The 12,601-nt window shown below is 40.0% G+C and carries 11 protein-coding genes; 8 read left to right on the top strand and 3 right to left on the bottom strand.

Annotated elements, in window-relative coordinates; translation table 11 throughout:
- Position 1: 1 nt before the first annotated feature.
- A complete protein-coding gene (locus ACVCDT_RS09640) occupies positions 2-1,099 on the bottom strand; it encodes an efflux RND transporter periplasmic adaptor subunit (protein WP_447132557.1) in 1,098 nt (365 codons plus the stop codon).
- 330 nt (positions 1,100-1,429) lie between these two features.
- Here ACVCDT_RS09640 and ACVCDT_RS09635 point away from each other — a divergent pair, with 330 nt between their 5' ends.
- The 5 genes from ACVCDT_RS09635 (at position 1,430) to ACVCDT_RS09615 (ending at position 5,412) form a co-directional block, all read left to right on the top strand.
- Positions 1,430-2,041 carry a TetR/AcrR family transcriptional regulator gene (locus ACVCDT_RS09635; RefSeq protein ID WP_447132556.1) on the top strand — a complete coding sequence of 204 codons (612 nt, stop codon included), beginning with the start codon at positions 1,430-1,432 and terminating at the stop codon, positions 2,039-2,041.
- Positions 2,042-2,226: 185 nt separating this feature from the next.
- Positions 2,227-2,502, top strand: a complete 276-nt coding sequence (locus ACVCDT_RS09630; protein ID WP_447132555.1) for a PepSY domain-containing protein — start codon at positions 2,227-2,229, stop codon at positions 2,500-2,502.
- A gap of 10 nt (positions 2,503-2,512) precedes the next feature.
- Positions 2,513-3,187: a response regulator transcription factor gene (locus ACVCDT_RS09625; protein ID WP_447132554.1), complete on the top strand. Its 675-nt coding sequence runs from the start codon at positions 2,513-2,515 to the stop codon at positions 3,185-3,187.
- Between the two features lie 24 nt (positions 3,188-3,211).
- Positions 3,212-4,555, top strand: a complete 1,344-nt coding sequence (locus ACVCDT_RS09620; protein WP_447132553.1) for an ATP-binding protein — start codon at positions 3,212-3,214, stop codon at positions 4,553-4,555.
- Between the two features lie 194 nt (positions 4,556-4,749).
- Positions 4,750-5,412, top strand: a complete 663-nt coding sequence (locus ACVCDT_RS09615) for a DUF1707 domain-containing protein (RefSeq protein WP_447132552.1) — start codon at positions 4,750-4,752, stop codon at positions 5,410-5,412.
- Between the two features lie 15 nt (positions 5,413-5,427).
- Here ACVCDT_RS09615 and ACVCDT_RS09610 read toward each other — a convergent pair whose 3' ends face one another.
- The gene (locus ACVCDT_RS09610; RefSeq protein WP_447132551.1) at positions 5,428-7,527 is read right to left on the bottom strand and encodes a winged helix-turn-helix domain-containing protein; all 2,100 of its coding nucleotides are present in this window, start codon (positions 7,525-7,527) and stop codon (positions 5,428-5,430) included.
- A 156-nt stretch (positions 7,528-7,683) separates the two neighbouring features.
- On the opposite strand from ACVCDT_RS09610, the gene ACVCDT_RS09605 reads away from it, so the two are divergent.
- Entirely contained in the window at positions 7,684-9,963 is a 2,280-nt protein-coding gene (locus tag ACVCDT_RS09605; protein WP_447132550.1) for a CocE/NonD family hydrolase, read from the top strand.
- A gap of 100 nt (positions 9,964-10,063) precedes the next feature.
- On the opposite strand, the gene ACVCDT_RS09600 is transcribed toward ACVCDT_RS09605, so the two are convergent.
- Positions 10,064-11,149 (bottom strand): AI-2E family transporter, encoded by a 1,086-nt coding sequence (locus tag ACVCDT_RS09600; RefSeq protein WP_447132549.1) that lies wholly within the window; start codon positions 11,147-11,149, stop codon positions 10,064-10,066.
- Between the two features lie 104 nt (positions 11,150-11,253).
- On the opposite strand from ACVCDT_RS09600, the gene folX reads away from it, so the two are divergent.
- Positions 11,254-11,634, top strand: coding sequence for a dihydroneopterin triphosphate 2'-epimerase (folX, locus tag ACVCDT_RS09595; protein ID WP_447132548.1), 381 nt, complete (start codon positions 11,254-11,256; stop codon positions 11,632-11,634).
- An 11-nt stretch (positions 11,635-11,645) separates the two neighbouring features.
- Entirely contained in the window at positions 11,646-12,542 is an 897-nt protein-coding gene (locus tag ACVCDT_RS09590; protein ID WP_447132547.1) for a TIGR01777 family oxidoreductase, read from the top strand.
- Positions 12,543-12,601: the final 59 nt, after the last annotated feature.

Raw genomic sequence — 12,601 nt, 5'->3', positions numbered from 1 at the left:
TTTAGCGCTCCACCTGATAAGCTTGAACTAGCATGCCTGCACGCATTTTGTTTGCCCCAGCAGCAACCACTTGATCCCCTAGCACTAAGTTTCCTAAAACTAAGGCATAATTGTCTTGAATATGCTCAACCTTGACATCTACAGCTTCAACTTGGCTATTGCGCGGATTAAATCGCCAAACATGAAACCCTTGTTGATTATTGCCAACCAAAGCAGTAAAAGGCACTAAAAGCCCAGCTTTTTTAGTGTCAGAACCTACAGCCACTTTAACTATCGCTCTAGCGCCTGGGGTTAAATTGCCAGAAGTTGACTCGGCCGCAAACACCACTTTATAGGTTTGGGTAATAGGATCGGGTTGAGTGTCATGCTCTATATATTTGAGCTCAAATTGTTTATTAGGCGCACTAATGATTACCGCACTGGCAGAAATAGGTGAGCCGGTTTTATGGCCACTTACAATACGTTCAGACACATTGATAATAAAATAATAACGTGAAATATCTTGCACTCGAGCGATAATTTGCCCTGCGGTAACATAACTATTATTGTCGACCAGTCGTTCAGAAATTTGCGCATCAAATGGCGAATGCAAAATGGTGTAACTTAAATCTTGTTCAGCTCTTTGTAAGGCAATTTCAGCCAACTCGTAAGCGGTTTTAGCGCTGTCCATTTCACTTTGTGATACCAAGTTTTTTTCATAGGTGGCTAAAATTCTGTCTAAATTTCGTTTTGCCTGTAAAAGCCTGGCTTTGGCTTCTTGAACTGATTGATTAAAAGGCGTGGGATCTAACTTAGCTAAAACATCACCCTGCTTAACTAAAGTGCCAGTTTGCAAATTATTACTAAGCAATCTGCCTTTTACTTCAAAGCTCACATCCACGGTTTTTACCGCCGATACCTGAGCAGGAAAAGTATAAATAGTGGAATTTGGAGAATCTGTCACTTCCACTAATTTCACTGCTTGTACCTTAGACGGCATAACTTGCTGCTCTGACTCTTGTGTACAAGCGCTCAAACTGATCAGCCCAGCCAATAAAAACAAAGTTAGGACAGTATTGTCAGGTATTTTTGCTAGCTTGTTTAACATTGTATTATTCATGTTTTTTAGATTGCGCCTTAGGTGTTGACTGTAAATTGGTTAACTTTAATTGAATTCAGATTGCTGACTACCAGCCTTGGGCAGCACAGACTCTCAGCATTTGTTACTTAGTAAAGGTGGCACCATCCTTTTATTTTCGCCAAATGATGAAGTAAGCACACTTACCTTTTCATTTGCGATTAAGAGCAATTCAAAATTCCGGCTTGTGTAAAGACAAAATTTGATTGCATAACACCACCAAAAGTAAACTACACGGTATAGTTTATTTGATTTAATTGAAAAGTAAACTGATCAGTGTAAAATAATTTTACTGATTGACAGAGACTCAGCATGACAAAACCAAAACAAACTCGAAGTGATATAAAGCGAGCGGCAATTTTACAAGGCGCGCAACTCGCCTTTAAACAATTTGGGGTGGGCGACACCAGCATGGATAAAATTGCTGAGATTGCCAAAGTTTCAAAACGTACTGTTTATAATCACTTTGAAAGCAAAGAAATTTTGGTTACCCATATCATTAAGGATATTTGGTCTAAAACCGTGGTGGGTTACGAAGTTGTTTTTACTGACACTAAACCGCTAAAACAACAATTGATTGAACTAGTCTTAAACGAAATTAGAGTCAGCCAAAATCAAGATTTTTTTGAGTTAGTGCGAGTAGCAATCAATTACACCTTTTTTAGTCCAGATGAATTTAGAACACACATGCACGAATTTTTTGAGCAAGATACCGCCCTTATTCGCTGGTTAAAAGACGCCAATGCAGCAGGTAAATTTAACGATTTAGATCCGTTAAAAGCTAACGAACAAATTGTATCTTTAATTAAAGGCCAAGCTTTTTGGCCACAAATATTACGTTTTGAACCACCACTATCCGATCAACAGTGCACTGAATTAGCCACAGAAACCGCAGACTTAGTGCTTTCTCGTTATCAAGCTTAACTTTTTAGTTGCTAGATTTTAGATTCAGCTAGAATTCAGCCGCAAATTGATAATCTTAGTCTGTGGTTTTTAAAGACTTAAAAATCACCAACAATCGCCCGATAGCAGCATCATCATTTGCTTTTAAGTCAATTGATGAATGAGGTAGACTAGGACTTTATATCGCACCTTATATGAGCAACACCTTGAAATCTAAAGCTTTGATGACATTTTGTATATTGAGTGTTTGCGCGCTTTTATGCTGCGCCAAGCCAAGCTTTGCGCAAAATGCACCTCAAGCTCCAAAATCAAAGTCTGAGGCAGCCAAAAAAGCCCAACAAAAGGTTAATGGCCGAGTGTTAAAAGTGGATCAAAACCGCAGTAAATATAGGGTGAAAGTGCTGCAAAAGTCTGGCCGTGTAATTTCGGTTGATGTGGATAAAAAATCAGGAAAAGTCAGTCAAAAAAAGAAAAAGGACTAGGACATTAATCATGCGCATTTTAATTGTTGAAGACGATAGCCGCTTACTTACTCAGCTAGATATACTGTTACAAAACAACGGCTATAGTGTGGATTTAGCCGATGATGGGCAAAAAGCGTTGTTTTTATTAAAAGAGCACAATTATGATTTAGCCATAATAGATATTGGTTTACCCAAAATGGATGGCTTTGAAGTGATCCAAAAAGCCCGTAAACATGAAGTAACCTGCCCGATTATTATTTTAACCGCCCGCGATAGATGGCAAGAAAAAGTCGAAGGGTTAGATGCGGGAGCCGACGACTACCTAAGCAAACCTTTTCACAATGAAGAATTATTGGCTCGCATCAATGCACTGATCCGCCGTGCCGCCGGTAAAGCTCACCCAACCATAGAAAAAGGCCCTATTCGCCTAGACACGCTAAGTGAAGAGGTCACTGTTGATGGCCAATATATCGACCTCACTGCTTACGAATATAAAGTATTAGAATACTTGTTACTCAATCCGCAGAAAATTGTTTCAAAAACCGAACTAACCGAGCACATTTACGACCAAGACTTTGATTTAGACAGTAATGTGATTGAAGTATTTGTAGGTAGACTACGCAAAAAAATCGACCCTGAAGGCAAGCTAAACCCTATAGAAACCTTAAGAGGCCGTGGTTATAGAATTAATCGTGCTCTTTAACCCAAACCACTTAGGCCAAAACTAGTGGGTAAATTATCCCTAAGAATTCGCGCTTTTGCCGCGGCCTTGCTTACCCTTATTATTTTTATTCCTCTTACTGCTGTCACCCTAGAGCAAGCCTTTAATAGCAGTTTAAGTCAGTCTATGTTGCAACAACTTAGGGTGCAAAGTTTAAGTTTAATTTCTGAATTCGAATTATCTGAAGATGGCTTAGAGGCCGAGATGCCAGAACTCCTCTACAATGATCAATTTAATATGCCTGATTCTGGCCTTTATGCTTTTATTCAAAACAAACAAGCTATTTTATGGCAATCCTTATCGGCATTAAATTGGCAAGCAAACCTGCACTTTTCAACCCCAGACATTGGCCAAGAGGCCTTTATTGAAGACTTTCCCTTAGAGCAGTCATATTTTTTATATGCCTATACTGCAGAATTTGAAGCCCCTCAAGGTTTTCAAGCTGTCAGCTTTGTTATTCTGCAAGACAAACAAGTATTTAACCAAGAAAAACAAAAATTTGCCGCTACTCTTTGGAAGTGGCTAGGGCTGATTGCAGTACTGTTATTAGTATTGTTATTAGTGAGTTTAAACGCCGCATTATGGCCATTGAGTCGCTTAAATCAACAAATTCGCTTAGCCGAAAGCGGTCAAATAGAACGAATTGAGCAGAGTTTTCCACCTGAATTAGAAAAACTTAAAGGCAGTATTAATCACCTTCTGGATACCGAACAGCAGCAACGTAGCCGCTATAAAAATAGTCTAAGTGATTTAGCACATAGTTTAAAAACTCCGCTGTCGGTATTAGCTGGAACAGCTGGATTACCCGAACAAGCTAAAGCCCCTATTAGCCAAATAGATCAACAAATTCAACGTCAACTCAAACGTGCTGTAGCGGGAGCCAATAGTGGCTTTGAGCAAAAGGTTTTAATACAACCCTTAGTGGAACAGCTGGTCAATGCCATGCAAAAAGTCCATGCAGATAAACACTTAAGCATTGAGGCTTATTTTGACAAACAGCAGCAGACTTTTAACGGCGATAAAACCGATCTTATGGAAATCTTAGGCAATCTGTTAGATAACGCCTGCAAAGCGGCCAGAACTGAAGTTAGCTTAAAGGTAAAGTCTGACTCCCTTAACTTAAAGTTAATAGTCGAAGATGATGGGCCGGGGATCCCCAAAGACAAACGTCAGCAGTTATTAGCTCGAGGCGTGCGCTTAGATAGCTACCAAGAAGGTCAAGGTATTGGCATGGCGGTGGTAGCCGATCTGGTATCGGCCTACTTAGGCCAGTTAGATATTTCGCAAAGTGAATTAGGTGGGGCAAAAGTGCTGTTGAGCTTTCCCTTGGCTAAATTAACTACAAGTTAACTTTGTGTATTTACTCAATTAATTGCTAAATCCACTAACAAATCACCTTATTGCAATTTAGCTTTCCACATTAAAAACCTAACTCCATGAAATATATATACTTTTTATTCTGGCACAGCACCTGCTTATCTTTGCATCATTAGTTAAAAGTACATTACACTAACCCTAAATTATTATAAAAACTGAGGTTCGCCATGCCAGTTACCCTAGAAGATAGACCGATACAACAAGTTCGCGAAGAAGTTATAGACACCTTAATTTACAACTACAGTCATGGGGTAATTAGTAGCGAGGCATTTGAACGACGTTTAGATGCGGCAATGGCCAGCCAAAATCATAAAGAGATCCAGCAATTAGTTGCGGATCTTGAACCCAACCAAGAACCTCAAATAAATTCTGCAAAAGAGCGTCAGTTTAATGTTAATTATGGGTCTTCTAATAGTGCGCAAGCCCCGCAAGAAACCGACACTATAATTAATGTGTTAGGCGGTTCAAATCGTAGTGGACAATGGGTAGTACCAAAAGAAATACGCGTGCTAACAGTGTTAGGTGGGGCCGACATTGATTTTACCGACGCCATATTTACCACCCCTAATGTCACCATTAAAGTATTATGCCTATTAGGTGGCAACGACATTTATGTGCCAGAAAACGTAAATGTCGTTTCAAAAGCTTTTTGTGTATTAGGTGGGCTAGATAACTCAACACCTTCTATCGCTTCACGCCAAGCCCCTACTATTACCATTGAAGGATTAGTGCTGTTTGGTGGCATAGACATAAAAATTAAGCGCACTATTAAGGAAAAATTTGTCGCTTTTGCCAATCAAATGAAAGCCATGTTTAATGATAAGAGTTAAAATTCGATTAGCTAATTAATCTTTACCACTAACAGTGCTAAAGATATCAGCACTAGCATTTTCTGATCTGTGGTAAAGCAGGCCTTGGTCAAACAAATCAAAGTGTGTGTATTGGCTGCTGGCAACTTGTTTGATTGGCTGGTTAGCACTGGTTTGTATGTATAATTGATATTTTCCATCGCTAAACACTTGCCACGCCCAAGTTTCAGCAAGCTTTTTAATCGCAAAATGGCGCCCTAGCATAAGCCCCTTTGCAGCCTCGGCATTATTTGTTACTGGGCCGAGTGGGGTCACTGCGGGTTGAGCCCCATAAAACAATTCTGCTCGTTGATTTTGCCAAAGGCTATCTTCTGGGTTTTCAGCATATTGTATAAATGCCCAGTTAGTATTTTCGTAACTCACGCTATGCTGGTCAATATCATAATAATTAACTTGCCATTGATTATTTTGTTTAGTGCTGTAGCTGATCTGCTTGGCATTTTTCCAAGACATTGCGCGAATTTCTACTTGTGGGATCTTTAATAACTCAGCTTTACCGCTTGTACTGTTGACTAAATAAATTTGATTTAACCCCATCACCGCAAGGTATTCGCCAGTGGGAGACCAGGCCATCGCTAGTATATGTCGACTATCCTGAAAGCTGGTGAGTTTGCTTGGTTGGCCATTTGTTAAATCAGTTATCCATATTTCTTCTTTGCCTGTACTTAACCCTACATAAGCCACTTTGCGAGCTTTGGCTGAATACACCGCCAATCTATCGTCCACTGAGGTATTGACTAAGGTGTTTTCTGTTTGTTTGGCAAAGTCGTAATACAACACATTTTGATTGCTATAACGAGAAACAAATAAGTAGTCTTGGCCATTAACATGCCTAAGTGGTGAGCGTAATTGCTGGCTACCAGAGTATATCAACTGTTGGTCTTTGCCGTTTAAATCATAACTTACCAATTGATAAGCAGGATGTTCGCCCATTAACACCACTCGAGTGCCAGTATGATCCCAAATACCGCAGCAAATATAGGCATCTTGCTTAAACAGCAAGGTTAGTTCATCGGTGTCTAAATCTAAGGCGTAATAACCTTCCCACTGTTGCTTGTCTGGTGACGAAATCAATAACTTATTATCAGTTGGGTGCAGGTCAAATTGACTGTTGCCACCTAAAACTAATTCAGGCTGATTGAGCCGGCGTTTTGCCCCAGTAGTTAAATCCATCGCAAATAAGGAATAAGGGGAATTATCGCGCTCGGCGTAAACGACCATTTTGTCATCATGGGTAAAACTAATGCGGCCATAACTACCAGCTGGGCAATTATGAATAAGCTTAGGCTCACCAAGGGTTAGACCATTGATATCACGAATATAGTATTGGCAAATATTTTGACTGGCGGCCAAATACACTATCTGGCTACCATCACTATTATAGGCAGCTGGCCCATACCCTAAATTTGGGCTATTTTTGTGCTGTATTTGTACTCGTTTTTCGTCTGTTAACGATTTAACCCACAATTGAATGCTTTGTTGATTAAATACCATATAAGTCATGTATTTTTTATCGAGCGAAATTTGCGGCCAGGCATCATTGCCAGCAGAGCGGGTTAATGCTTTAACTTGTGTGAGTAATAGACTTGAGGGTGCATGCTGCCAAACCGCTAGGCCGATCGTAATTAAGGCGATAAAAACGCCCCAGCCTAACCATTTGTTTTGAGGTGGATTTCTAACTTTTGGTGCATGACTTTGTGGATTGGGTTTAGTGCTTTCTGAAGGTTTTACTATTATCTCTTGCTCAATGTCATCTAGTGGTTCATGCCATTCACTCACATCAGCAATAAATTTATAGCCTTTTTTGGGATAAGTAGCGATAAAACGCGGTTGCCTCGCATCATCAGCAAAATGTTTGCGTAATTTGGTCACCACCTTAGTGACAGCATTGTCGGTAATAAAACGCCCCTGCCAGACGTCGTTAATTAACTGATCGCGACTGACGATTTGATTGGGGTTTTGGCAAAAATACGCAAGCAACTCCACAACCAAAGGCTCTAACTGAATATCTTGCTCTTTATTACTTAATCTTTGTTGTTTTTCACAAAATACAAAGGTGGCTATTTTCCAACGCATCTTAAACTCTGACACCTGCTAAGTAGCGGAAAATTATCACATTTATCTAACTTGGTCAGCAAAAGTCACAACTCTTCACAGTTTAATCACTGGTTTTATTAGGTTTTCTTTTAACTTTGCTAACTGTAATCAAAACGCTACCAAAGGACAGATAAAATGAAATTTATAACTTTTATAGGCAGCATCTTGTTGCTCTACAGCCACGCTTTACAAGCCAGTGAGTCTAAACTGTTTGATACTCCAACAGAGCTGTTAGTAGAAAAAAACATTGATAAAACCAATATTATTCACTTATTAACAACGCCAATATTGCATAATCAAATAAAAACCCTGGCTGCTCAAGTAGCCATGCAAAACACCAAAAAGCTAACCACCCAGCAAGCTGTTTCGTTTTATTCCATATTGCAGCAAGATAAAAAGCTACAAAGCCGAATAGACTCTTTGACTTACCCTAGCAATTATTATCACTATGTTTTATTCACTCATGCTCAGCAATTGGCTAAACATCAGCCCCCGTCCAAAGAGCTTGTTGAAAGATTATTTGCTAAAGAGCTTGTCACCTTATCAGATGAAGATTTGTATAAAGTTAGCGCCACAATGGGTTGGTCGTTGCCTATGGGTCAGGACTACATGCAACAGCTGTTTAAAGGTTACCAACAGCATACCAAATTGAATCTAGATCAAGCCATTCAGTTGGTGTCAAATTATCAACTGTACAGAGTGTATGCTGCGGTATTGCCGGCTGTGGTACCGCTGATAAAACAACAAGAAGATAAACGTTACATAGTAGAAACCGATATCTTAATTAACACCCCAGATGGCGCACAGATCTCGGCACTAGTAGTAAGAAAACGCGGTGATTCAAAACCTCGACCCAGTGCCTTGCAATTTACTATTTATGCTGATCAAAAATGGGAAATAAAACAGGCCATGCATGCCGCTGCGCATGGCTATATAGGCATTTCTGCAAACACGCGAGGCAAAGCCAAAAGTCCAGATAAAATTGTACCATGGGAGCATGACGGCAAAGACGCTAACGCCGTCATCGATTGGGTAGCTAAACAGCCCTTTAGTGACGAACGAGTGGTGATGTATGGTGGCAGCTACAATGGTTTTACCCAGTGGGCCGCAGCTAAATATGCCCATCCTGCGCTAAAAACCATAGTGCCCTACGAAGCGGCCCATCCCTTTGTTGGCTTGCCGGTGGAAAACAATATCTTTATCACTCCTAATTACCAGTGGGCGTTTCATGTGACAAACAACAAAACCATGGATCACTCGGTATACAGCGACTGGCGACATTGGCATAGCACTTATGAAGAACTTTTTAGCAGTGGTCGCGCATTTAACCAGATAGATAAAATTGAAGGCACACCTAATCCTTGGTTTCAAAAGTGGCTCAGCCACCCTAGTTACGACAGCTATTATCAAGCTATGCTGCCCTATAAGCACGAATACGCATCTATCACTATTCCGGTGCTGTCAATTACAGGCTATTTTGACGCTTCTATCTCGGCGGCCTATTTTTTTCAGCAGCACACTTTATTTAACAAAAACGCCGATCACACTTTTTTAATCGGCCCCTACAATCACCGCACCGCACAAGGGATTCCTGATAGCTACCATAGCAACTACAAGTTAGACCCTGTGGCATTACAAAAAGATACGCAAGAGCTGACCTTTGAGTGGTTTGATCACCTGTTATTTGGCAAAGCTAAACCGGCCTTGTTAAAAGATAAAATCAATTATCAGCTGATGGACAGTAATAGCTGGCAACATGCAAAGTCGTTAAGCGAGCTAAACAACTCTTCAACAACCTTTAGTTTAGGCAGTAAAGTAGGAGACGATGGGTATTATCGCCTTACTCCTAAAACGCAAAATGCCCATGAGTTTATTCTACAAACTATTGATTTAGTCGACAGAACAACCCAGCACAACGTCCGAGATTGGCAAGTTATTCAAGATAAACTAAACGAGTCCAATGGGCTGGTATTTATCAGTCAACCTTTTGTTCAAGATCAGCAACTAGCTGGATTTATTACTGGGTACTTTAATTTGGCGATTAATAAAAAAGATGTGGATATTGGTTTTAAGCTTTTTGAAGTAAAATCAGATGGCAGCACCTTTGCACTTAACCGCTATATTAGCCGTGCCAGCTACGCCAACGACATGAGTCAACGCCAGTTACTTACCCCTAATCAAAAAACCTCAGTGCCTATTATCAATAGTACTTTGATGGCCAAGTTAATTAACAAAGGTAGCCGTCTGGCCTTAGTATTGAATGTTAATAAAAACACTGGCGCACAGGTGAATATGGGCACAGGAAAAGATGTCAGTACTGAAACCATCGCCGACGCAGGCGAGCCACTTAAAATAAAATGGTTTAGTGACAGCAAAATAAAAATACCACTAAAAAATTGGTCCCAAACCAATTAACATTTTTAAATTATTATTAAATAAGCATTCGTTTATTAAATAGGCCTAGTTAATTAACAATATAACTAGGCCAAGTACTCAAAACATTTCAAATAAAAACTCATTGATTTTGCGTATTGTCTGCCTGGGCATTTTCAGCTTGCTCTATAGCTAACTGAGGCTCATCATCTTCACTGGCTAGTAATAATGCCATCCAATGGGTGTCTGGGCTTGACTCTAAGGCTATTTTTACAATCATGGTTAATGGCACTGACAATAACATGCCAACAGTGCCTAACAACCAACCCCAAAAGATTAAAGATAAAAATACCACTAGGGTAGACAAGCCTAATCCTTTGCCCATATACCTAGGCTCCACCACATTGCCCATCACTGTATTAGAGATCACAAAGCCCAGTGCAGTTAATCCAGCCGTTGTTGGGCCTAATTGGACAAAAGCCAATAACACCGCAGGGATAGCCGCAATAATCGAGCCTATGTTAGGAATATAATTAAGTAAAAACGACAACACTGCCCATAACAAAAAGTGATCTACGCCTAGTACATATAGCCACACCCCTATTATCAAGCCAGTACCCAAGCTAACTAAGGTTTTGATCACCAGATAGTTTTTAACTGACAACAAAAACTTATCAATTTGTTTCATTTTCATACTGGGATCATCTAACGCAATATGAATTTTTTTAGGAACTGATTCGGCCTCAAACAACATAAACACCACTATTAATATAATCAGCAGAAAGTTGGTTAACACCCCACCTAAACTGCTCAACAAATTTGTGGCCATATTCATGGCGGCGCCAGGATCGAGATAAGACAGCAGCTGTTGTTTATCCACACTAATATTAAAAGTATCCAATTGACCTATCACCCATGCAAACTCTTGCACTAACTGGGCACGATATTTAGGCATATTTTGGCTAAACTCGTTCATGGATTGGCCAACTAAGCCCGCCATAATCAAGCCAAATATAACCATCATTAAAATCACCAGTACCACTGCTAAAGCCCGCGGCAATTTATATTTATTGGCCCAATTAATAATGGGGCTGCAAGCCATGGCAATAAATACCGAAAGTAAAAAAGGCACTAAAATGGCGCTGGCAGCTTTTACTCCTGCCAAGATCACCACTATGCTTGCCATAATAAGCAAAAGTTTGACTGAACCTTGAAGTTGAATTTGCATATTGGAATTCTTATTAGTTTGCTAATTGAAAATCTTGAGAGCAAACTAGCAGATATATATAGTATTTTGTAGCTGTGATTAAAAAGAATAACAACAGGAAGAGTATGAAGTTAAATCCCGCCACTATTAGAATTAAAAATTTACGCTTACGTACCTATATAGGTATTAATGATGACGAGATTGCTAACATGCAAGACGTAGTGATAAACGTAAAGATTCACTATCCAGCCGATCAAGCCACAGACACAGACGCCATGGATGATGCTCTTAATTACAAAACCATTACCAAACGCATCATTAAGTTAGTAGAAAATAATCGATTTTCACTGTTAGAAAAACTGACCGCCGATGTATTGGCCATTGCTGCTGAACATCCTTGGGTCACTTATGCTGAGGCCGAAGTAGACAAACCCCATGCTCTACGTTTTGCAGATTCAGTGTCTTTGTGTTTGTCTTGTAATAAAGATAACGCGCTCACAGGTTAAATGAGATTATTATGAAAATATTGCTCACTGGTGGTTCTGGGTTAATTGGTTCAAATTTGATCCCAATTTTACGTCCATGTGACATCGCTGTTTTTACCCGTAACGTGGCCATGGCCGAGCAAATTCTTGGGCATAAAATTCATTTTTTATCCACCTTAGAGCATTTAGAAAACCTAGATGAATACGATGTAGTTATAAACTTGGCTGGAGAGCCCATTGCCGATAAAAAATGGACTCCAGAACAAAAACAAAAAATTCAACAAAGCCGCTGGTCTATTACCGAAAAAGTGGTGTCGTTAATTAATGCTGGAGATGCCCCACCTAAAGTATTAATTAGCGGTTCGGCTGTGGGGTATTATGGTCGTCAGTCTGATCAAATTATTGATGAAAGTTTTACCGAGGTTAACGAGGAATTTAGTCACAGATTATGCAAACAATGGGAATACATTGCCTTAGGTGCGCAATCTAAACAAACTCGAGTATGTATCATACGAACCGGCATAGTGATTTCTAAACGAGGAGGCGCTCTGCATAAAATGCTGCCTCCATTTAAAATGGGGTTAGGCGGCCCACTAGGTGATGGACAACAATATATGTCCTGGATCCATTTAGAAGATATGTTACGTGGCATTACCCATTTAATTGCAAATAAAGAATGCTCAGGTATATATAATTTCACCGCCCCAAACCCAGTGACAAACCTAGAGTTTAGCCGTGAGTTGGCGGGCGCATTAAATCGCCCCTGCTTTATGCGTATGCCAGAGTTTTTGTTGCGTGCCCTGTATGGTGAAATGGCAGATTTATTTTTGTACGGACAAAGAGTCATACCCAAACGCTTAGAAGAAAGCGGGTATCAGTTTATTTTCCCTGATCTTGGCCGGGTTTTTGATTGCTTACGTAAAAAATAACCGCAACAACGAATTGACTAATATGTAGTAGATAAGGGCATAGTTTAACTATGCCCTTA

Source organism: Paraglaciecola aestuariivivens (assembly GCF_052983255.1).
This window is presented reverse-complemented; position numbering and strand designations above follow the sequence as displayed.